The organism is Kocuria rosea (assembly GCF_023715525.1).
In the GTDB taxonomy this organism is placed as follows: Bacteria; Actinomycetota; Actinomycetes; order Actinomycetales; family Micrococcaceae; genus Kocuria; species Kocuria rosea_A.
This window is the reverse complement of record NZ_JAMBOG010000021.1, coordinates 45,847-68,082: the sequence shown is the minus strand read 5'-3', so window position 1 is coordinate 68,082 and position 22,236 is coordinate 45,847. Positions and strand designations below refer to the sequence as shown.

The window sequence follows — 22,236 nt, the reverse complement described above, 5'->3', positions numbered from 1 at the left end:
CCGACCGAGCAGGCCCGCCGGGCCGCACTGCCGGGATGGCTGCATCACTACAACCATCACCGGCCACACACCGCTATCGGCAACCACCCACCCGTCACCCGATTGACCAACCTCCCTGGGCAGTACAACTAGCAGCCGGGCGAGGGCGTCGCCCACCATTGAGACCGCGCATCCCTGGACCCTGCCCACTACGGGCGAGAACTCTCCAATCTCCCTCGACAGAGGCCCACAGACGTAGGACGCCGAGCGGGTTGGTCACCGTAGTGGAGTTCATGGAAATGCTGCCCCCGCCACCGATAGCCAGGTCGGTCTGCCCACATGGGCCCCGATGCGTGGCACTGATCCACCGCCTCTTAGGGAACGGAGCAGTAGGCACCCCCTGACCGGCCACGACAGGGCCCGGGTCGGAGAAATCCCGATGATGACGCACTCCACCACGCTGATGAGGACCACCGCCCCATCACCACCGTCCCGGACCGGTGTACGGCTACCCGAGGGTGGTCGACCACGCACAGCCCCCGGCCGGGCACCTCCGACAGGTGCAGACAGGTCGTGGAGAGGAGCCATCGAGACTTAACACGACCCCCGAGGAGGACCTCACGAGGCCTTCGTGCCTACCATGGGCCCAGGCAGCAGCCCCTGTTTCGGGGACAGGCCCATGCAAGGGAATCCAGGGGAACCGGGAGGGCGGATGAAGGTCACCGTGTTCGGGGCGACCAGCCCCATCGGCCAAGAACTGGTCGAGGACCTGGTTTTCCGTGGCTATGCGGTCACCACCTTCCTCACCGACCCCGCCCACGCCCCGGACACCTGGGGCCCCGAGGTGGAGGTCGTGGCCGGGCAGCTCAACGACCCGGCGGCCGTGGAGGAGGCCGTGAAAAACGCCCAAGCGGTGATCAACACCCTCGATCCCCGACACCAGCCCCGCTCCCGTCCCCTGCCCCTGGTGGAGGCCACCGCCCACATCGTGGCCGGCATGCACCGCCACGGGATCGACCGCTACATCGGCCACGGCACCCCCGTGGTGTCCCTGTGCCCCAACGAGAAACCCACCACCGCGCTGAAGGTCCGCCGTCTGCTGGCCCGCCACCTCGACGCGCACACCTACCAGCAGCTGACCGGGATGCTGGAGGTGGTTACCGGCTCCGGGCTGGACTGGACCATCGTGCGGTTCCTCCACGCCCGCCCAGGCCCCGGCCGCGGGCTGAAGTACGTCGGTCACTTCGGCCCCGACCCGGTGGGGTCCACCGCCACCGCCGCCGACATCGCCGGCTTCACCACCACCCAAATCCTGGAAACCACCTACATCCACGACGCCCCCGCCATCAGCAACTAACTCCCGCCCCGGTCCCCGGCACCCCCACCATCGGGGGGTCTGCCTTCCCACTGGTGGGCGCCGCTGGGCGACCGTCTGGGCCGCCTGGCCCGCCGAGCACGGTGAGGACGCCCACCGCGGAGAACACTCACTTAGATGACCACGCAACAATGCGTCGTGGGTTGGGGCCGCGCTGCCCCCTGGGCCATGCTGACCGTGAGGCGATACGGCCCCGCCAGGGGTCGTAGCACCTGTAGTGTCGCGATGACCGCCGAGACAACGAGGTCCCGCCGGTCATCGCACCACCAGAGCCCTCAGTGGGAGAAGGCCGGGGCACCGGCCCACCAAGCCGGCACCCTCGCGATCCCTGCCACACACCTGCAGCCCACGGGAGGGAGGTCAGCTGCGCGGAAGGCTCTCCCGCGATGTTCTCCACCTACCCGTGGGTGCCTACCACCCACGGCCGGAGGGCAGCGCGGGGCGCCGCAGAAGCTGGGTCCCGCTACGCCGGTGATTAGGTCTGGCCCACCCGCCGGCTCCCCACGCCACGGCAGGGAACAGTTGCTTCCCCGCGAGGGGGGGCGCAGGTCGTCGTGGCTGCAGGCTCAGTGGACGATGTAGGCGGGGAACCCGGCAGCGGAGGAGGGCCCGCCTGTTGAGGCGCCGACCCGGTACCGCACGGCGGTGAGGTGGGAGAACCTGCGGTTGGTCACGGAGGAGACGGCCGCGGCCAGGTCCACCACGTGTTGGTCGCCGCCGCCGAGGTAGATCCTCGGTTCCGCACCCCCGCCGGTGCGGTAGCCCTGGGTGGAGGCGAACTGCCAGTACCCGCTCCCCGGGAAGTCCCCGTGGAGGTAGTCCAGCGGCACCCAGAAGATGACCCCGTGGTCTTGTCCGGTGAGACGGTCCTCCACGGCGGGCAGCACCTGGTCCGGGCAGCCGGCGGCGGGCCACTGGTAACGAGAGGAGCTCACGGGCCCGATCCTCGCAGAACTGCGCGGACAACAACGGGTCAGCCGTCCGAGGGGTGGACGGCCTGGTCCCGGCCGGCGGCGATCTGAGCGGTCAGTTACTGGTGGAACGGGCACCGGCCACGCGATACAACGGCCCAGCGCAGAGAGGGAACATGCCTTGGCTCGCCCCTTGATGCTGTTGAGGGGGGCCGAAATAGCTCGAGCTGGAAAACGATGACGTTGGTCATGACATCGGCAGTAACGGCTGAGTACCGCGGCCTGCCCTGTACTGGGTAGACGCCCTCACGGAGCGCCGAACAGCATGAGGAGAATTCGATGAGTGTCTCTCGAGGCATGGGTGGCGGCGGCGCCATGTACGACCCGGTGATCTCCCCGTGGCCGGCAGGTACGCACTGGTCCGAGGCGATCTTCGTCGGGTGCGACATGAGTGGGCTGTATCGAAGCCTCGACGGCGGCAAGCACTGGACGATGCTTGATTACCGGGATGTTCAGTGCAGCGCCCCTGTCCTGGCCAGTACGGGCAGGACCACGGCGTTTTCGGTCGCGCTGGATCCGGCGACCCCAGGCCGGGTGGCGGCGTGGCATCCGCATCACGGCTTTCGCCTCTCAGTCGACGGTGGGATGAGCTGGCCAGTCCAGCTACCGCATCTCATCGGGCACAGCGCCGGGTCCGTGGGCCCGTTTCCGACCTGTGGCGCGTTCACGGGCGAGGGTCGTTTCCTGCTGATCGGCACCGGGCAGAACCTTCAGCGGATCGACACGTTGTCTCCTTCTTCAGGGTGGGTCACGGTCACGACAGTGCCGCAGAACGAGGTCGTGGCCCTGGCGTGCCCGTACCAGCAGCCCACCTGGTGTCTGGCTGCGACCCCCGCGGGCGTGTACTGGTCTGTCGACGGGGGCCAGACGTTCTCGCCGCTGGCGCCGCTGGTGGGGGTGGTCGACATCGCCTGCGCCTCATCCTCCCCAGGGGCCGCTGTGGTTTACGCCGTCGTCACCACCCCGGGGGGTAGTGGGGCACGGATGTGCGACTTGACTACGTCGACCATGCCGGGCAGTCCGCCGTCCTGGGCGGACATCAGCGTGCCACCGGCCACATCTGCCCCCAATATCACCAACCCTGCTCCCTTGCAGTACCGGTTCGTCTCCGTCGCCGAGAGCGCCCCGGAACAACCGTATGTCGCGGCGTTCAATCCCATCGACGTCACCACAGTCCCGTACTGGTCGGTGTTCAAGGGGACCCGTTCCGGTACCCAGGTGACCTGGATCGGGGTGTACGACGGGTTCCAGACCCATGCCAGCCGTAACGTCGAGCCCGGATGGGTGGAGCCGCGCCCGCCCGTCGGTCGGGATTGGGGTTTCGGTGGCGCGGCGAACGGCTTCGCGGTGGACCCGAGAAATTCCCAGCAGGCCGTCGTGACGAACATGGCTACCACTGCCCGCACCACGGACGGCGGCAAGCCCGCGAACAATGCCTCGTGGGGTCAGTGCTACACCCAAGCGATGACAGCCGCAGGCCGGCCCAGCTGGGACACCACTGGGTTGGACGTCACGACAGTATGGCACTACGACGAATTGCCCAGCGACCCGCAGAACGTGCACTTCATCGCGGCAACGGACGTGGGATTGCTCAGAAGCTCTGACGGCGGTGGATCCTTCGAGTTGGCCTGTTTCGCCGACCTCGTGACAGACCCGGTGACGGGCCAGGTGATAGGGGGCGCCCTCTGGGGGAACTGCTATGAGCTGGCCTTCAAGCCGAGCACTGATCCGGCGAAGGCCACAGTGTTCGCTGCCGTCTCGAACCGCCACGACTTGCCTTTTTATCGGGAGCTTCGCGTGCCCGTAGGCGCCAGTAGCAAGCGTCACGGGGCGGTCTTACGCAGCGACAACGGGGGCCAGAGCTGGAGAACCATCGCCGGGGCGACGAGTGCTGACTGGGGCAAAACGTTCACGAACGTCGGCGGAGCCCATCCACTTCCGGAGGGCCCCGTGGTCTCCGTGCTCCTGGACGGCGGGGTGCTCTACGCCGCGGTCTGGGAGAAGGGTGTCTACTGGAGCAGCGATGAGGGCACCGAGTGGTACCGCGTCGGGTCGTTTCCCTCGCAGCCCTCGCCGCACTGTCACCGCTTACAAGCCCACGCCGGCCATCTCTACTGCGTGACGGCCGCAGTGAATACCGGAACGGCCGGTGCTCCCGCCTACGTCAGTGGCGGGTTGTGGCAGATGCCAGCCGCACAGCTCGGGGCCGCTGGCACGGCAGACGTCACCGCGAACTGGGTGGACGTGACGGCAACCCTGCCCCTGGCTCCGGGGAAATACCGGTCGATGACCGACTTCGCCGTGGATCCGGCGGATTCACAGATCATTTTCGTGTGTTCGGAACCCAACGGCGCATCCGGGCAAGGGGGGTTGTTCTGGACCCGCGATGGTGGGGGGACATGGCAGACCACGGCCTCGGGGGGTCATGACTTCCTCCCCGGGCCCAACGAGGTCACACTGCACTACCCGTGGGTGGCCCCGTTCGCTCCCACCATCATTGGTGATCGTCTTTTCCTCACGACCACCACTACCGGAACTTTCAGTAGCCCCTATCCAACCACCCCGGCCGGCTGGGCGACCTGGCGACCCCGCTGGGCGGAGTACCAAGCCGCCCCGTTCCGCGCCTTCGTGCGCATCGAGGGAAGCATCGATGCCACGGCGCAGCGCTCTGATCTGTATCTGTGCACCTACGGTGGGAGCGTCTGGCCGGTGCACCGCCGGTGGTCCTGGGTGCTGGACCACGCCACCATCACCCGCCCCGAGGTCCAAACCGACCCCGTGGTGAGGGCCGTGGCCTACCTCGTGCTGGAGGGCTTCACCGGCCCCGAGATGGGCATCACCGGCCCCAGCACCCTACCGGCCGTGACATGCTCTGAGCCCGGGGTGACCGCGGCCCTGGCCGATCTGCAGCAGGAAACCCCGGATCTGGCCGTGCCACAACGGCTGACGATGCGCTGCGACCTGACGTTCGATCAGGCAGCCCTCGGATCCCTCTTCCCGGCCTCGGCCGCCGATCCGCCGCGTCCCTTGACGCTGACCTTCTCCTCCGGTCCGTTCACCTGCACGGCCCGGATCACACTCGTCTTCCCTGCCCGCCCGTTCATCCTCGACGGCCCGATCCCCTACCTCAGCCAGGGGCTACGAGCTTTCCGTGTCCGGGCGGGCACAGCTCCCTACGGCGGCGTCACGCTCCCGGTCAACGCCACCCCCGCGGACGCCCGTCAATACCTCGAGGACCTGCTCACCGCGCTGAACGGCCCCGGCGGCGAGGCGATCTTCGAGACGTCGATCCCCACGGGCTGGCCCGCCGGCAGCAGCTTGCAGATCGCCGAGACGGAGAACGGGGATCCGGTCTACAACTTCGCCGTAGCCCGGGTGAACTACACCGGCAGCACCGTCCTGCCAGACGTCCGGGTCTTCTTCCGGCTCTTCAGCTGGGGCGTGGCCGCGGTCGACTACGACCCCAACGGGGCCTACGCGTACGCGCCCCCCACCGCACCCGGCGCCCCGCCCGAGCCGCTGATACCTCTCATCGGCACCCGTACTGGAACGGTGGGAACCCGGGAGGTCGTGACGGTGCCGTGCTTCGCGACCCAGCGGGTCGACGTGCGGGCCACGGCCATGGCCGACCAGACCGACGCCACCAACGTCCATACCTTCGCGGCCGGCGAGCCGGTCCACTTCTTCGGTTGCCTGCTGGACATCAATCAACCCGGCTCCGCTGTGCTACCCACCGAGAAGATGTTGGGCACCGATCGGGACGGGCCCTGGCCGTTGGACCCCCACGCCCCGGACGTGTTGGTGCCGGTGCAGCGCTACGTCCTGGGTCGGCATCAGTGCCTCATCGCTGATCTGCATGCCTGGACCGGGGCCCCCGACCCACTGGCCCCGGGTGACGTCCCGGGCACCAGTAACTATCTCGCCCAGCGCAACCTGTTCATCATCGGCTCGGACAACCCCGGGAACCAGGCCTCCCACACCATCACCCATCCCTTCTCCATCCGCGCCCTGCGGACCTACGGGCAGGAGGAGGGCAGAAGGGATGCGGTCAACGACGAGGCACCGGTTCCCTCACCGGCCGCAGACGAGTTGTGGCTGTGGCTGACGGACCTACCCGAAGGCACTACCGCCACGCTCTTCTGCCCGGACCTCGATGCCGAGGAGATTGTGCGTCTGGCGGCCGAACGCACCGGACCGACCACCCTGTATCCCACCGGCCCGCACACTCTTACCGTCCCCGCCGGGACCCTGGTCACCGTTGCTCTGCCACCGTTGCAGGACGACGCGCCTGCGCTGCTCACCCTCGAGCTGCCCCCGGAGCGGGTCGGGCGCGGTGAGCGCTTCGATGTACAGGTCCAGCAACGAGGTGGCGCCGAGAACGCCATTCTCGGCGGGTTCACGATCACGATCCCGGTCCAGGACGCCGCAGAGCTACTGCCCGATGAAGCGACGTGGTTGGCCGTCCTCCGCCAACACCACGAAGCCATGGTTCCCGAGGACCGGCGCCACCCCGTGATCACCCGCTACCTGGACCACCAGGCCCGCAAGGTCGAGGCGCTCAGCCGGCAGCACCACGGCGATCCATCTACCCCGCCCGAGGCCTCCGAGACCGAAAGATGAGTCGAACGATGCAGCAAAAGATCGCCGTCCCCACCTACTTCCACCGCAACCCCACCGGAGACGAGGACTGGGCGACCGCCGCGGCCGCCCACCCCGATCTGGGTCTCACCGTACTCAACCCCAACAGCGGCCCCGGCTACACCCCCGCCTTCCGCCCCGACACCCCGAACAACGTGGAGTTCCACCTCTGTCAGCAGCGCATCGACCAGATGAAGGCCGCCGGGGCTCTCGTGCTCGGCTACGTCACCACGAACTACCGGGACACCAAAGGACTGGCCAAGGAGCACCGCTTCACCGTCGATCCAAACACAGGGCTGGTCACAACCCGTGACTCGGACGGGGAGGCAAGAGAGACCGGCTGGACCACCGGTTTCGGCCCCGTCCATCTCGGCTGTGTCGATCCGAACGTGGCTCTTCCCGAAGGCCTCCAGGAGAACACCAACTACCTCTGGGTCGTGGAGTCACCGACCACGGGGCGGTTCCGCAACGCCGACACCCAGGAACTGGTGACCCTCACCTCAGCGGGCAATCCCGGCCCGCAGAACAACCAGTACTTCATGGGGCTCTCCCGCAATCGGGCAAACATCGGCAACGTGTTCTTCGAGATCAACGAGTACTACCAGCGATGGCCCACCATCGATGGCATCTTCTTCGACGAGATGGACAACAGTGCAGCAGCCCATGAGTACTACACGCTGGTGTTCGAACACGTCAAAGCACAACGGGGCAGGGCTTTCGTGGTGCAAAACCCTGGCACGACCTTCCCCGAAACAATGTTCACGGCCGGCAATGTCGCGGACGTTTTCATGTCCTTCGAGGGCAGCCGTCGCACCTACCGGACTCACGACGCGGGATGGCAAAAGAACCCTGACCACTCAGAGGAAAACTTTTGGCATGCCGTCCACGCCTGCTCACCGGAAGACCTGACCGAGGTCATCGAGGAGAGCCGGGACAACAACACCGGACACATCTACATCACCGAGCGAGTCATGAGTGAGGCCAACGTGTGGGAACACATCGCTTGCTACTTCCCCGCAGAAGTCGCTGCAGTCCGTGCTGCCAACGCTTCCGGATAAATGAGTTACGTCCCAAATACATGTACTCCCGCCGCCAACAGTCAGCACCACATCACCCCGACCCTGATTGCCCGCCCCGAGACGACCGGCCCCGGTCTGGGCAGGATCGCTTTCCCAGAAGGTGGGGAACCCCTCCCACGGGCTCAGACATGGTGGCCGGGGCGAGCTTCTGCCGCGCCGGCAGCGATGTGCGCGGCCCAACGCTCTCGGAACGACCGCCCACCCACCCCGGCCCCCACCTCAGACCTAATGGCCACGACCGACCCCCCAGCCTCCGCGGCTGCCACCTGGCGGGCGGCGTGACGTTGCGCGGCTGCGATCGCTTCGGCCCGACGCTGTTCGGCCTCGGCCGCGGCACGCTGGTCGACCGAGCGCATGGGAGAGCCGTCCTGGTGCGTCCAGGTGCGCAGCCGGGCGGCGAACCAGGCCCCAGGGTGGGTGATGCCGTGCACGGCGTCGTGGGGGTAGCGGTGACCGTTAGGTGTCCAGTCCAGGGCGTGGAGGACATCGGCGATGCTCCACCCGGCCTCAAAGTAGGGCTTGGCCACGGAGGTGACGTAGGCGGTGGTGATCTGGCGCAGCACCAGGGCGTGGTGCTGGAGTTCGAGCCCCGCACAACGATAAGTGTGCTTCCAATCCCGGCGGGTCGCCCCCGCACTCGAAGGCCTCACCGTCGCATGAGCCGGCCACAGCGCAGCTGACCGCTGGGCCAGTGCGGCGACCACTTCCCGCCGCTGTGCGGCGGCCTTAGCAGTGGGTCGCGGCGTAGCCGCGTCCTTCTGGGAAAACTCTTCGCGCGCGTGCGGGGGAGGACATGCCCCCTTCGGGGGGACCGGGCCGACATTTATATCCACAGGCATTGACTCCTCTTCTGCCGTCTCCACAGGTTGCGGTGCGGGGGGTGCTTGGACGGTGAGGGCGTAGACGGGGGCCTCGCCCTGTTTCTTGCCGGTGGACCGGGGCGTGTAGGCGGCGGAGCGGCCGGTGGCGACCACGGCGAGCAGGCCCCAGGTTTTGAGCCGGCGGATCATCCGCCCTACGGAGTCCTCGTGGATCCCGAGGCGTTCGGCGACCCAGGCCCAGGTGGTGCGCCAGGTGCGCGAGGCCGGGTCCTGCTGCAGCGCGATGACCTCGATGAGGGCGGCCATGTTGGCCCGGCCGTCGGCGCGCATCAGCTCCAGGGCCGGGTGCTCCAGGGCGGCGCGCTTCCAGGCGACCACGTGGCGGGCCAGCCGGCACCCGGTGGGGATGGCACGCAGGACCACGGCTTTGGAGCGTTCGTACTGCACGCGCACCCGGCGGCGGCGCGACGGGAGGTCTGTGTCGGGCTCGGAGGCGGCCTCGGGGGAGGGCTGTGAGCGAAAATCGACACGACTGAGTAGCGAGGGGTCCCCTTGCGGGAACGCCTCGGGTACACTAGGAGACACAACAGTCCCCTGGTATTGGGTACATGAGCAGTTCCGATTCAGTTAGCTGTTGGAACGGCTGTCGCAGTTTGGCGACGGAGACAGCCGAATGACTTAGACGGCCCGCCCGGCAAGGCGGGCCGTCAGTCGTTTAAGACGCTTTGGAGATCGGCAGGCGCGGATCCTCCCTGTTGTCGAGTTTGTTAGGGAGTTCGGCATCGCGCTCAATGAGCGCACCGATGTACTCCGCCATCGACAACCCCGTGGTAGCGGCAGCTTCTGCTGCTAAGCGATGCTGCTCTGGAGTCAGGCGCGTGCTGAAGGGCACCTTGTTCCCCTGCATCTTCGGGGGCTTGTAGTCGATCATGGTGGCCAGTCTTACACACCGCATGCGCATGCGCCAGACAACATGCGCGTGTCTCCACGGATTCGTATTTTGATGCTTCATGTCCAGATTCCGCGAGGTAGAAGCTGATGCAGTTGCACGGCAATCAGCGCCGAATGTGCCCCGTAGTCGCCTCAGTAAGGATTGTGAGTGATTGCTGGGCTCTGAGCCGCTGGCGGTGGGGGAGCAGTCCCCACGCCGGGTGGTCGTCGGGAAGGTTCCGGGCCAGGACCCTGATCCGCCGCGGGTCGCCCTGGGTCCACGCCTGGTGATCTTCGACCAGTTCGTCTGCGTCGTCGATGGTGCCCAGCAGCACCACGGCGTCTTCCAGGTGGCGACCCGTGTCGCGGGAGTCCTCTTGGTAGGCGCCTCCCTTAAGGGTCAAGGCCCCCAGGACGTCGGGGACGCTGATGACGATGTCGGATCCGTTGGAGCGGGTGATGTGGCAGTTCACCGTCTTGCGCAACGCACTGGTGGCGCCGGGGATCCGCATGAGGTGCTTCCCCGGCGCGCGCATCTCCAGGGCCTTGGGGGCGACGTGGTCAGCGATCAGGACGTCGATGACGTCCCCGTCGCGCACGAACCGGTGGGAGGGGCCCTTGGGGTTGTTCGGGCGCTGCAGCCGGTAGCCGCACTGGTGCAGCGCCTGGGTGGTGCGGGCCCAGGACATGGTGGTCTCGATGTGGACGACGATGTCGACGTCAGTGGTTGAGCGCTGGGGGACCATGCCGGCGTGCATCGCGTGCAACTGGACCATCAGACCACCGACGAGCGTCCACGATCCCGGTGGCATGGCCTCTGCCAGTTCCAGCGCCAGCTGCCACGGCGGGGCGAAGCCTCCGGCCGGCTCCTCCAGTTGCCAGGTAGGACGCTCCGGTGAAGCGCCGGACTTGTCGGCGCTCACTGGTCCAGTGCCGCCTGCAGCAGCCCGTGGGCCGCGGCCCGTTCGCGGGTGGTGCCACGTTCCACGAGGTCCAGGGCGGTGGTGATGATCGAGTCCACCGGTACCTCCTCGCTGATGTGGAGGAAGACCTCTCCTTCGGCATCGGCGACCAGTCCGAACCGGGTGAGCACCTCCTCGAGCTCGTCTTGGTGCAGGTAGCCCTCGATGATCTGGGACTCGCCACCAGCCAGGCCAAACCGTGCTGCCACCTGAGGGTTGTCCAGGGCGGAGCGCCCGGAGAGCATCAGTGCGTCTTTCAAAGCCGCGGGTCGTCGCCGGGTCTGGGTCATCCGCTGGGTCTGGGCCCGCCCGGCCGCCAAGCGGACGAACTCCTCCACGCTCAGGCTGGCGAGGCGGCCCTTGAGGCGGAACAGCGTCCGGGCCGCCGCCCGGGTGGTCCACCCATGTTCGAGCAACTCAATCGCGGCCCAGGCGGTGTTGCTGTTCCATCGCCGTCCCGGGCCTCTGCCCGTCTGGTGCCGCTGGGTGATGGCGGTGTCCTCGACGAGAAGCGTCCGACCCACCCGCCGCACGATCTGCAGTTGCCCCTGTTGGGCCAGTCGTTGGGCCTGACGGGGCGAGACCCCCAGACGGGTGGCGGCTTCGGCGATGGTCACTTCCATGCCACATATAGTCGCATGAGCGAACATATGTGGCAACCAAGTCTAGGCTTCACAGGCTCCGCAGCCAGAGGCGGATCTCAAAGGCTGCGGCCTCCGTTGCGGCGAATGTTTTGCGCAGCCCGGCGGGTTGCTGCGGCGGTGTCCTCCTGCCGGCGGGATTTCTGCTCGACACGATTCGCGGCCTTGTAGCGCTTGATGACCTCGGCCTGGGAGCGTTCCAGGTCCGACTTGATGGGCTTCCTGGCGGCGTCGTTCTGGGCGTTCTCGGACACGGGGCTCTCCTTCTTCTGCTTCTGCGGCTCCGGTGCGGTGGGCGCCGGGTTTTGGGGGGCAGATGCCTCGGTGGTGGGGGCGGCCTGTTGGGTCTGGGCCCGGTGCTGGGCTACCGCGTGGGCGATCAGCTCCTCCGTGGTCAGCACCCGCCGGGGTTGTTCGGCTACCGAGGCCGTGGCGGCTTCGGTGACCGCGGCCTCCCGTGCTTGGAGGGCCGGCAGCGGATCGGCGGTCTGGGCGCGGGTGGCGCGCAGCGCCTCGACAACCTCCTGGGCCCGGGACGGGGTGGTGCGCACCCGCTCAGCCACGTGCGCCTCATCGACGCAGTCACGGATCTGCTCGGGCGTTTGCGGGGCCGCGGTCGTGAGCGCGGAGTGCTTGTGCAGTGCCGTGGCACGGGCAATGAGTGCGGCCGCCACCGGGTCCTGCTGGTGAGCCTTGGGGATCAGCGCCGTCACGTGGGCGGCGATGTTGTAGCGGTTGCGGTAAGCCTCGACCTCCGCCGCCACCTGGTGCCACTCGGCCGCCTTAGCGGGCTTGGCCGGCACCGGCCCCAGGACGGACGTCCACTCCGGGCGGGTCTCGGCCAGCTCGGCCCCGCGCACCATAATGCGGGCCTCCATCCGGATGCGCAGCCGCTGAAGCTGCTCCCGATACTGCACCGGCACCTGCCGGTCGGTGATCAGCGGCGTCGGGGCCAGGTCCTCGCTCACCCGGCGCCCGTCTGCCACGGGGGCCGGTGCCGGGGTCGTGGCGGCCACCGCGCGCACCTGCTGCTCGGCGGCAATCGCCGCACCGATCGACACTCCCGTGTCGGTGCTGGGGCGCTCTCCACGGGCGCTCTGCTCGACCGCTGATTGGGTGGGGGGCAGGCCCGCGCGGCGCTCCTGCTCGGCGCCTATCGTGCGCGTCATCCAGTCCAGTTTGGACGCGGTGGTGGAGGTCCACCGGTCCGGGGGCATGGCCTCCAGTTGGGCCAAACCGAGTCGGCGGGTCTCATCCAACTCGGTGGAGGGCATGAGCGCGAAGGGCCGCTCCATCCACTGCGGATCCTCGAGCACATGCTGTCCCTGGAGCACTCGGGTGCGTTCGGCCAGCTTCTCCAGGTGCTCATCGGTCACCGAGCCGAGGGGGCGGTGGTCGGTGGTGTCGAGGATGGCTTGCGCGGTTTTGATCTGGTGCTCCAGCCGCCAGGCCAGCACCGCGGCCGGGTCGTCAGCGTCGCCGAACCCACGTTGCTGAACTGCGCGGGTGAGCAGGGCGGCCGGGTCCAGGCCGGCTTCCTGGGCTTGATGCAGGTGGGTGGCCACCGCCCCCCAGGCCTCCGTTCCGGTGAACCGGGCGGCGGTGTCGGCACCCAGAGTCTCGATGGCCATCGCGCGGGCCTTGGCCGTCCAGGCGGCCTCATAGGTTTCGCGGTACACCTCGCCCAGGGCGGCGACATCCCCGGTCCGGGTGGCCTCAACCGCCACCGTCTCATGCGCCGAGAGGTTGCGGTCGTAGGCGCCGGCAATGGCCTCCAGCACCTCGTCCCGGGTCTCGCCGTCGGCCAGGGCCACGTAGAGCTGATTGGTGTCCTGGCCCCGGGTGGCGGCCACGTAGGCGGCGGCCCGATCGGTGGCCGCATCCAGGATGGCGTGGGTAGAGTCCTCGGTCGCGCCCTGGGCCCGGTGCACCGTGGCCGCATACCCCAGTTGGGCGTGTTGGGCGAGGTAGCCGGCGTCCAGGGTGATCAACCCGGCGTGGATCGTGTGGCGCAGCGTCACCCGCTCCCGGCTCTGAACCCCGGTGATGGTGTGGACGGTCCAGACATCGTTGTTCTTCACGAAGTCCTTGCCGCCGTTGAGCGCCAGGGTGCGGTCGTTGCGGCGGGTCACCACCACGTCCCCGGTGTGCGCCATCAGCCCGTCCCGCAGCACGACAGACGAACCGCTGGCGTCGAGTTGGCCGGTGGCGATGCGGGCGGCCTGGGCGCGGGCGTTGAGCTCGGTGACGGTCGTGTTGTCGGTGGCGATCAGCAGGGACCGTTTGCCCGCTTGGGTGTCGGTGAGCCAGGTCCGCAGCGCGGCGTCGACCATCGCCTCACGATCCCCAGCCACCACGCGACGATGTTCGGTGTACCAGGCGAAGGGTGTGTCGGCCCCGGTGGCCGGGGGCTCGCGCAACGCCAGCGAGGCCTCGGCTTCGCCGTGCGTGTGGAAGCGGTGGACGGTCTCCAGGCGGGTCGCCCCGACCTGGGTGTCGAGCAGGCGCAGGGCTCCGCCGGAGCCGATCGCCCCGAGCTGGCGGTCGTCGCCGATCGCGCGCACTACGGCCCCGTGCCGGGCTGCCACGGCCACGAGTTCGGCCAGTTTGCCGGTGGTGACCATGCCCACCTCATCGACGATCACCACATCCCCAGCCTGCAGGGGGGGCGTGGTCGTGCGCCCCGCTCGGTGGGCCAGGAGGAAGGCGTCAATGGTCGTGGCCTGCGCCCCAATGTCCTCAGACATGACCGCGGCCGCGGCCGCCGTGGGCGCCAAACCGACGACGCTGCCGCCTGAGGCGCGCACGGCCTGAGCGGCCAGCGAGAGGCTGGTGGTCTTGCCGGCCCCAGCCGGCCCGATCCCCAAGCTCAGGAGTTTCTCGTCGGTGGCGAAGGCGCGGGCCAGGGCCACCTGCCCGGCACTCAAGGGTCCGGTGTGGGCAGCCAGTACCTGCTCGAAGACCTCGGTGGAGACGGCGGGGATGACGGTGCGCTGAGCCGCTGCCAGCACCCGGTGCTCGGCGGCCAGCACCTCCCGGGAGGTGTAGACGTGGGCGTCGGCGCGCACGAACTGGCTGGTGCCATCGGCCCGGGTGAACTCCGCCAACCGGGGCACATCCGCGGCCGGGGTGACGGACAGGCTGTACGTGGTGGCGGCCTCACGCACCACAGCAGAGACCAACTCGTCGGGCACGGTGCGCCCGATCATGGCCTCTTTCAGGTGGCGGCGGGTCTGGGCGTGGACGTGGTTCACACTCCAGGTCGCCCGTTTTTGGGACAGCTCGTGCACCACCAGCCGGGCGTGCTCACTGACGTTGATCTGCGCCGCGTCTGGTCCGGTCGGAAGGCCGGTGGCCGCCGCCCGGACGTGGGCCAGCAGGTCGTCCCCGACCGGCATCTTCACCTGTTCGGCGTACTCGGCTGACCACTGCTCCACCAGTTCGGACAGGCGACGGGCCGACTTCTTGACGGGGCGCGACTCCAGCGTGGCTTGCTGGGCCAGGGCGATGCGCTGCTTCACTGAGGGGGCGTAGCCGTGTCGGTCGGTGAACTCCGCCTCCAACCGGGCACACGTGCCGGTGATGTCGGTGCGGCGGGAGGAGGCGTGGTGGATGGCGTCCAAATCCACCCCGGCGATCTCGAAGATCGGCTCATCCCCGCTGGCCTTTCTCGGGACGGCGGCCACGCCCAGGGACGCGCAGACCTTCTCCATGACCTTGGCGTTGTAGGTCTCCGAGGCCGCCACGCCCATGCGGTACAGAGTGCGCCCGTCCAGGGACGACCACTTCCCGTCCACCCCTTTGACCTTGTTGGCGATCACCACGTGGTCGTGCAGGTGCGGGTCCCCGGTGCGGGAGTCGTAGTGGCGGAACTGGGTGGCCACCAGCCCACCTTCGACGTCGATCTGGCGGACCCCGTTGCGCCCCCGCCGGGTGTAGGTCGCCTGCTGCTCGAGGAAGGTGAGGGTCTCGGCGATGGCCTCCGTGTGCGCCGCCTCCACCGCTGTGCGAGCCTGATCCCCGCCCAGGGCCCAGAGCAGGGACACCGACTTAGTGGGAGAAAAGACCAGGTCGTAGCCGGCCACGGTCTGCTGCCGCGGGGTCGTCTGGGCCGTGATGAACCGGCCCAGCTCACTGGTGTCCCTGGCGTCGCGGCCGTGCATCTGGCGGAAGAGTTGGCCGGCGACCCGGCCCCGGATCCTCCGCGCTTCCTCCTTGGTCGGGGTGGTGCCGGTAGTGCGCTCGTGCCGGGCGATTTCTTCCTTCAGGCGCCGGGTGAGCTCCGTGTCAGCGGTGGCATACCGGCGGTACTTCTGGCCCAACGCCACGTCTGAGCTGGTGCCGCCGGCGGCGAGGATGCGGTCGGCCTCGGGGTGAAGGCCCTCCCCGAACAGGGCCGCCATCTGCGCCTCCGCCACCTCCCCGGACACCCCCAGCAGGGCTTGCGAGTGGCCCACCCACTGGCCCGGGGGCATCCCGGCCACGGTGTAGTAGTCACCCAGTTCCCGGTCCCCGGCCCGCAGCTCATCAGCGGAGGCGACCTCGGAGGTGTAGTAGGCATACCCGTCCCCGGCGGACAGCTTGTGGACGGTCATCACGCACGCAATTTGAACATGTTCATCCTCATTGATCAATGATGCAAGAGGTGTGACAGTCCATGAGGCTCGTAAGGCACCGTCGACTGAGCGCCGGCGAAGGAGCGGGGTCCAGAGCCGGGCTGTCCGTCCCCGCAGGGGAGGCGGTGGTGCCCACGAGACCTGGGAAGTGGGGGCAGGTGATGCCGATGAGCAGTGCGAGGAACGAGCACGGAGAAGCGGGGCATCAGCTGTCCCCACGGCAGGTCGACTGGGTACCACCGCACCGGCTTGTCCACGCGCGCGGTGTCGGGTGGACAGCCGGGGACGAGGTAACGCGGGTGCGGTGTGGGGCCGGCGGAGGGACCGCAAGGCTTATCCCGGAGCCGGTCCACACCGCGCCCGCGTTGGCTCACGGCGCTGCCGCGCCGCCCCGCGGCGCGCCCGCATGCGCGGTCCGGTAGGGATGGAAAGGGGAGGGGTGATTGAATGGTGATGAACATGTTCAACGACGGGAGGGTGAAATGGCGCCACGCAGGAGTGCGACCAAGACCGAGGCGAGGGAGCGGGCCCGCCGAGCCGCTGCGGAATCCATGGCCCGGGAGCAGCGGCTGTTGGAACTGGGGGAGGAGTACTTCCTCGCCGCCGGGGAGGCCGAGCAGATCCGGGCGGCGGCCGAGCAGCGCATCAGGCAGATCCGCACCAAAGCAGAGCAGGACGCCGCCCAGGCGAGGGAAGCACAGGCGCGGGTGGCCGCGGCCATGCAGGGGGAACAGGTCGCGGTGTCCGAGATCGCCCAGCGGCTCGAGCTGTCTGCCGCCGAGGTGCGCACCCTGCTCAAGGAGCATCCTCCTCGTGCATCCGCCGATGCCGCAGACGAGTCCCTCGACGGCGACCCCGCCGCTCACGACGCCGTTGAGGCAGCTGCACTGGAGGCCGTGAGCGTGTAGCCCACCTGCGGTGCCGGTGACGTCCTAGAAGAGGGTCGGGTGCTGCGGGTCGATGCCGTGCACCAGCTCGCGGACCAGTTCCTCGTCCCACCCGTGCGCTTTGAGCGCATCGCGCAGCCGGCGGGAGCGGGCCGAGCGTTCCGCCCTCGACAGTCGCCGCCACTTCACCGCATTGGGGGAGGGCATCCGCTTCTTCAGCGCCCGATCGGCCATGTTCTCCGAGGCAGTGCCCAGCAGCAGGTGCGTGGACGGGCCCAGGGTGGCGCGCACGCACAGCGGCACGTCGCACCAGTGCATCGCGATCGACCCCTCAATGGCGCCCAGCCCGCCGTGGACGGTGGCCAGGGCGAAGCGGTGGGCGGCCACGGCCCGTTGACCACCGGCGGTGCCGATCCAGAAGCGGCCGTACCCGTCGTCGCTGATCGCCCCGAGCCACAACCAGCACGAATCCGGATCCGGGCCCTTCAGCACGTGGGAGTAGAAGCGCTCAACGTCGGATGCCTGCACGGGCCACCTCCACCCGGTGCACGGCCAGGAGCATCCCCGCACTGATCAGGACGGCGACCGCGTCGGGGCGCCAGGTGACGTCGAAGGCGAAGGTGAAGCCCCACACGAGCAGAAGGTACGGGATCAACGCCACGGTTCCGGCCAGGTGATGCCGCCACAGGGAGGCATCGGGACGAGGCGCAACAACCAGTAGGCGACACCGTGCCAGATGCGGCACCCGAGGCGAACTCAGAACACGGTGTATGGGATCAGGAGACGTAGCACAATTGGTTCTCCTCACCCGCTCGGGGCATCCATGCATGTCTGGCTATTTGCTGCGACTAGTTTCCTGGCCACCGGTGCGGAAGCACGGGGTGCTTCACCCATCCGGGTTTGATTCTGGCTACGTCGTACGGTTCGACAGCCAACCCGTCAGTATTGAGCACATACTCTCGTTCGTCGTTGCCGGAGGCCAGGAATCGCCAGGGAGCTGCCACCGTGGTCCAGACCACGGCGGTTTCATAGTGGCGGGTGAGGAAATGGCGGGCAACACCGGGATTAGTCGTCCAGGACATACCGAGGGCTTTATCCTCCGGTGCCCCGCGATAAAGCCGACGGGACAGCAACGGGCGTCGCGCAACACGCCCGTCATGTTGATAGCCCACGGCTTGGAACATCTCCCGCCAGACGTCGTAGGTCGGGTCGGTCGTGTGGTCGATCTGGTTCCGCCACGCCGACCAAATCACCTCGGCGAGCTCATCAGTGGCGATCTGTCCCGTCTGCCACAAATGGGCGAGGGCTTGCCCATGCTTACCGTGGGGAGCCTCCCATATCTGGTCTGCTCTTGAACTCATCTCTTGATTCTTCTTCCTGGTTGAAACCCCATAGACATGCTCAGCAGCTACGGCCCTGGACGCTTGGGGCGTGCTGTGGTGCACATCCTTAGGGCAACGGGCAGCCGTGCAAGCAACGGTGCCAAGATACTTGGCGAGTCCGACTGCGCCGCCAATCACTGCCATAGTTCGAGGCAGTCCCGTTCGCCGCCACGAGCACGAGCAGTCCGCGCAACGCTTGTTCTGCGACCTGGTCCGGGCGTGCGCTCACCGTCCCTGGTCGGCTGGGCCGCCACTCAGCCAAGCCAGCCAGGACTCAACGGATGAAACAACTCTCAGCGCCTCTACCAGGCCTCGGGGGCCCCTCGGGTCGCCGTGGGGCAGGGCCCGCAAGACCGCGCTGCGGGCCTGATCCCGCTCAGGCTCGGTGGGCACCAACCCCACCAGCGTCTCCACCAAGTCGGCGACGCTCCCCGGGCCGTCGGCAAGCAGGGCCTGCAGCACCACGGTGCGGGCCTGGGCCCGCTCGGCCTCGGTGGGCCCCAGCACCATCAGCGTCTTCACCAGGTATGAGACGTGCCACGGGCCGTCGGCAAGCAGGGCCTGCAGCACCACGGTGCGGGCCTGGGCCCGCTGGGCCTCGGTGGGCCCCAGTCCCACCAGCGCCTCCACCAGGTATGGGACGTTCTGTGGGTCGGGGGCAAGCAGGGCTTGCAGCACCGCGGTGCGGGCCTGGGTCCGCTCAGCCTCGGTGGGCACCAGCTCCACCAGCGTTACCACGAGCCTGCTGGAGCCCCCCGGGTCGGCGGTGGGCAGGGTCTGCAGCACCGCGGTGCGGGCCTGGGCCCGCTCGGCCTCGGTGGGCCCCAGCCTCACCAGCGCCTCCACCAGGTATAGGTCGTTCTGTGGGTCGGGGGCAAGCAGGGCTTGCAGCACCGCGGTACGGGCCCGGCCCCGCTCGGCCTCGGTGGGCCCCAGTCCCATCAGCGCCTCCACCAGGTCGGTGACGTCCCCCGAGTTAGTGTTAGGTAGGGCCTGCAGCACCACGGCGCGGGCCCGACCCCGTTCGTCCTCGGTGGCCCCCAGCTCCACCAGTGCCTCCACCAGGCCCCGGGGGTCCCGCAGAAGGGCGGTGGGTAGAGCCTGCAGCACCTCGGTGCGGGCCTGGGTCTGCTCCGCCTCGGTGGGCACCAACCCCACCAGTGCCTCCACCATGTCTTTGGCGCACCCCGGGTTGCCGGCAGACAGGGTCCCCAGCACCACGGTACGGGCTTGGGTGCGCTCGGCCGCGGTGAGACCCAACCCCACCAGCACCTCCACCAGGGGTCGGAGATCCCACGGGCTGGCGGTGGCCAGGGCTTCCAGCATCACGGTGCGGGCCTGGTCCCGCTCCGCCTCGGTGGACCCCAACCCAACCAGTACCTCCATCAGGCCCCGGGAGTTAATGGTGGTGGGCAGGGCTTCCAGCGCCGCGGTGCGGGCTTCGGCCCGCTCGGCCTCGGTGGGCACCAGCCTCATCAGCGCCCCCACCAGGTCCCTGGGGCCCTGCAGGCCGACGAAGCGCAGGACCTGCAGCACCTCAGTGCGGGCCTGGGCCCGCTCGGCCTTGGTCGGCCCAAGCGCCACCAGCGCCTCCACCAGGCCCCGGGGACGGGGGTGCATCAGGAGGCTGGCGAAGGACAGGTCCTGCAGCACCTCAGTGCGGGCTTGGGCCCGCTGGGCCTCGGTAGGCCCCAGCCTCATCAGCGCCGCCACCAGGAATTCGAAGTACATCCAACCGAATTTGGGAAAGTGGCCCCAATTGGCGGTGTGCAGGGCCTGCAGCACCACGGTGCGGGCGTCTGGGTTGGAGCGCGTCCAGTGCGCGGATCTTATGACGAGGTCAGGGTACTTGGCCGCGTTGCGTGTACGGCACTGGTGAAGCACGTCTTGGTGCTCCGGGCTCCATTCGCCGGGATCGGACTCCTGGGCGATGGTCAGAAGGAGCTGGTCGAGCTGGTCGCGCGCCCATTGTCTGGCCGGGTCCGGTGCGGGGTGGACAGCCCGATCCAGCAGGTGCTGGAGGAGGGTTCCTGGTTGCTGCTGGTTGTGGGCGATGATCGCCGAGGGGGCTGCGACCTTCCAGTCGGGATCGAACCACAGGTGCGGGAGCAGCAGGTCGGCTGCTTCTCCGGCGGGCAGGGTGGCGATGTGCTCGGCGACGAAGTGTTCCAGGAATGTCCGGTGCACGAAACGGCGGGTGTCGTTTTCTTCGTCGTCTACGGCTGTCTTCGGCGCGATATGGTCGATGGCACGGGCCTCTGCCTTGCGCACCCTGGTGGGCGGAGTGAAGCTGTCTTCCCACACGCCCAGGCCGACGGCATTGGTGCGATCGCGGACGGCCTGCCATGCCCAGTTCCTGAGGAGTTCTTCGCAGTAATCCCAGTCGGGGGCCGCGTCGGGTCCGGGGTGATCGGCGGTCCACTCAGCCCGGAGCAGCTGCCGTGCCAGACGGCGGTAGAGCTTTCGGCGCCGAGCCGGCAGCGGTTCGGCCCCGGATTCTGATTTCTCAGCCAACAGGCAGTAGAACGTCAGCATCAACGGCACGACCGCGACCCGGGCCAAGTCAGCACGGTCGCGGATCTCCCGGATCAGCGCCTCCCCGCGGGCGGGGTCTGCGGCGTGGGCGAACCAGTCGCGGATGAAGGCTTCCACGTCCTCCGGGTAGGTGAGGTCGCACAGCGTCACCACCCGCGGCGTGGGAAGTTGGCCTGAGCCCATGGAAGCTCGGCCTGAGCCGCCGCGGTAGGTGGCGTCCCAGGCAGCCGGGCGGCTGGTCACCACGATTCGCCAGCCTGTCAGCAGTCCCCGGAGCTCATTCAGCCGGGAAGCTTGGGCGGTTTGGTCGGCGGCTTCGTCCAAGGAGTCCACCACCAATAGCACCCTGGCCCGAGGTTGCAAAAACACGCGACGAAGTCGACCGACAATGTCGCCACCGCCGGGATCGCTGTGCCCTAGACCAGAAGCGAACGATGCCGCCACCAGTGACTCCCGCGGCGAGCCACTTGGCGCCTTGACCCACTGCGCCCAGGTGGTCAGCAGCGGCAGCTCCACCTCCTCCAGGCCGGCCCCGTTCTCCAGCTGAGACAGGGCTGTCTGCGCGGCCTGGCGGGCATAGCGGCGGGCCAGCCAGGTCTTGCCCGCACCGGGTCCGCCCAGCACCACTAACATCTGCTGGTGTGCCAGCGCCTCTTCAGCTGTCAGATAGTCTCCGCCTGTTGCTGGATTCGCCTGATTGCGCACCCTCAGCGGTCTCTCCAACGCTGCTGCCTGCCGGTCGTGGTACCAGACGGACACGTTCCAATCGGCGATCCTCGTTCGCAGGTAGGACGTCACCTCCGATACGGGGCTCACTGCTACTAGGGCCTCGAGTAGATCGCCGAGCTGACCGTGGGTGGTCTCGGCTAGGTTCTTGGCTGCCGCTGCGTGGGCATCGAAGCGATCGTGGAACGCCTGGGACACTGCAATCAACACGTCGTGGTCGGCCTGCAGCTGGTTGATCAACGCCTCGTAGGTCTCCTGAATGCTGCGGGCGGCGACCTCATAGTGGTTCTCCGTCCCCCAATGCCGGTCCTTTTCCCTCGCTGAGGCCACGACCTGGTTAGCCGCTCGTGCCGGGTCGAACCGCAGTTCGGCAAGAACTTTGTTGGAGAGCCCGAACCGTGCAACCGTCTCGGTCGCCAGCGTCAACCCGCGCTCGACCTCCTCATCGGTGAAGCCTTCGGTGCGCGCCCACCGCGTGATGGCTTCTGTAACCTTTTTGCGCACCTGCCGTGACTGGTCGCCCTCCTCGTACCGCGCTTGGGCGTACTTGACCACTTCCTCCAAAGCAGCGCCGCCCATGGCTAGCGGGCCACCCAGTGCCGCGATCGCCACCGTGGCCAAGGACCCCGCCAAAGCGCTCGATCTGGACATGGGCGACCTGCCTTCCCGCAGTGGCACTCACTGACATCATGCT

Annotated in this window: 15 protein-coding genes; 5 read left to right on the top strand and 10 right to left on the bottom strand. The window is 68.2% G+C overall.

Annotated elements, in window-relative coordinates:
- A partial coding sequence (locus M3185_RS13810; RefSeq protein ID WP_251334258.1) for an integrase core domain-containing protein occupies positions 1-132 on the top strand: 132 nt, incomplete at its 5' end.
- A gap of 559 nt (positions 133-691) precedes the next feature.
- Positions 692-1,336 carry an NAD(P)-dependent oxidoreductase gene (locus M3185_RS13805; RefSeq protein WP_251334256.1) on the top strand — a complete coding sequence of 215 codons (645 nt, stop codon included), beginning with the start codon at positions 692-694 and terminating at the stop codon, positions 1,334-1,336.
- A gap of 584 nt (positions 1,337-1,920) precedes the next feature.
- Here the strand turns inward: M3185_RS13805 and M3185_RS13800 are convergent.
- A complete protein-coding gene (locus tag M3185_RS13800) occupies positions 1,921-2,289 on the bottom strand; it encodes a hypothetical protein (protein ID WP_251334255.1) in 369 nt (122 codons plus the stop codon).
- 315 nt (positions 2,290-2,604) lie between these two features.
- On the opposite strand from M3185_RS13800, the gene M3185_RS13795 reads away from it, so the two are divergent.
- Positions 2,605-6,945 (top strand): hypothetical protein, encoded by a 4,341-nt coding sequence (locus M3185_RS13795; RefSeq protein ID WP_251334254.1) that lies wholly within the window; start codon positions 2,605-2,607, stop codon positions 6,943-6,945.
- 8 nt (positions 6,946-6,953) lie between these two features.
- Positions 6,954-8,021, top strand: a complete 1,068-nt coding sequence (locus tag M3185_RS13790; protein ID WP_251334253.1) for a spherulation-specific family 4 protein — start codon at positions 6,954-6,956, stop codon at positions 8,019-8,021.
- A 143-nt stretch (positions 8,022-8,164) separates the two neighbouring features.
- Here the strand turns inward: M3185_RS13790 and M3185_RS13785 are convergent, their stop codons facing one another.
- The 5 genes from M3185_RS13785 to mobF form a co-directional block, all read right to left on the bottom strand.
- Positions 8,165-9,310, bottom strand: coding sequence for a hypothetical protein (locus tag M3185_RS13785; RefSeq protein WP_251334252.1), 1,146 nt, complete (start codon positions 9,308-9,310; stop codon positions 8,165-8,167).
- Positions 9,311-9,578: 268 nt separating this feature from the next.
- On the bottom strand, positions 9,579-9,794 hold the full coding sequence (locus M3185_RS13780) for a hypothetical protein (protein ID WP_251334251.1): 216 nt from the start codon (positions 9,792-9,794) through the stop codon (positions 9,579-9,581).
- Between the two features lie 124 nt (positions 9,795-9,918).
- Positions 9,919-10,716 (bottom strand): hypothetical protein, encoded by a 798-nt coding sequence (locus M3185_RS13775; RefSeq protein WP_251334250.1) that lies wholly within the window; start codon positions 10,714-10,716, stop codon positions 9,919-9,921.
- On the bottom strand, positions 10,713-11,378 hold the full coding sequence (locus M3185_RS13770; protein ID WP_251334249.1) for a helix-turn-helix domain-containing protein: 666 nt from the start codon (positions 11,376-11,378) through the stop codon (positions 10,713-10,715). Before M3185_RS13770 ends, M3185_RS13775 begins: the two co-directional genes overlap by 4 nt.
- Positions 11,379-11,455: 77 nt before the next feature.
- Complete coding sequence (mobF, locus tag M3185_RS13765; protein ID WP_251334248.1) at positions 11,456-15,991, bottom strand: MobF family relaxase; 4,536 nt, start codon at positions 15,989-15,991, stop codon at positions 11,456-11,458.
- A gap of 572 nt (positions 15,992-16,563) precedes the next feature.
- Here mobF and M3185_RS13760 point away from each other — a divergent pair.
- Complete coding sequence (locus M3185_RS13760) at positions 16,564-16,920, top strand: hypothetical protein (protein ID WP_251334247.1); 357 nt, start codon at positions 16,564-16,566, stop codon at positions 16,918-16,920.
- Positions 16,921-16,944: 24 nt separating this feature from the next.
- Here M3185_RS13760 and M3185_RS13755 read toward each other — a convergent pair whose 3' ends face one another.
- The 4 genes from M3185_RS13755 to M3185_RS13740 form a co-directional block, all read right to left on the bottom strand.
- Positions 16,945-17,427 (bottom strand): hypothetical protein, encoded by a 483-nt coding sequence (locus M3185_RS13755; protein ID WP_251334246.1) that lies wholly within the window; start codon positions 17,425-17,427, stop codon positions 16,945-16,947.
- The gene (locus M3185_RS13750) at positions 17,408-17,554 is read right to left on the bottom strand and encodes a hypothetical protein (protein ID WP_251334245.1); all 147 of its coding nucleotides are present in this window, start codon (positions 17,552-17,554) and stop codon (positions 17,408-17,410) included. Before M3185_RS13750 ends, M3185_RS13755 begins: the two co-directional genes overlap by 20 nt.
- Positions 17,555-17,747: 193 nt before the next feature.
- Complete coding sequence (locus tag M3185_RS13745; protein ID WP_251334244.1) at positions 17,748-18,260, bottom strand: hypothetical protein; 513 nt, start codon at positions 18,258-18,260, stop codon at positions 17,748-17,750.
- A gap of 246 nt (positions 18,261-18,506) precedes the next feature.
- A complete protein-coding gene (locus M3185_RS13740) occupies positions 18,507-22,193 on the bottom strand; it encodes an NACHT domain-containing protein (RefSeq protein WP_251334243.1) in 3,687 nt (1,228 codons plus the stop codon).
- Between the last annotated feature and the right edge of the window lie 43 nt (positions 22,194-22,236).

Excerpts from the sequence above, each read along its gene's own strand:
- M3185_RS13805 (WP_251334256.1), top strand. The coding sequence starts at position 692 with ATGAAGGTCACCGTGTTCGGGGCGACCAGCCCCATCGGCCAAGAACTG.
- M3185_RS13795 (WP_251334254.1), top strand. The coding sequence starts at position 2,605 with ATGAGTGTCTCTCGAGGCATGGGTGGCGGCGGCGCCATGTACGACCCG.
- M3185_RS13790 (WP_251334253.1), top strand. The coding sequence starts at position 6,954 with ATGCAGCAAAAGATCGCCGTCCCCACCTACTTCCACCGCAACCCCACC.
- M3185_RS13780 (WP_251334251.1), bottom strand. The coding sequence starts at position 9,794 with ATGATCGACTACAAGCCCCCGAAGATGCAGGGGAACAAGGTGCCCTTC.
- M3185_RS13770 (WP_251334249.1), bottom strand. The coding sequence starts at position 11,378 with ATGGAAGTGACCATCGCCGAAGCCGCCACCCGTCTGGGGGTCTCGCCC.
- mobF (WP_251334248.1), bottom strand. The coding sequence starts at position 15,991 with ATGACCGTCCACAAGCTGTCCGCCGGGGACGGGTATGCCTACTACACC.
- M3185_RS13760 (WP_251334247.1), top strand. The coding sequence starts at position 16,564 with ATGGCCCGGGAGCAGCGGCTGTTGGAACTGGGGGAGGAGTACTTCCTC.
- M3185_RS13745 (WP_251334244.1), bottom strand. The coding sequence starts at position 18,260 with ATGAGTTCAAGAGCAGACCAGATATGGGAGGCTCCCCACGGTAAGCAT.
- M3185_RS13740 (WP_251334243.1), bottom strand. The coding sequence starts at position 22,193 with ATGTCCAGATCGAGCGCTTTGGCGGGGTCCTTGGCCACGGTGGCGATC.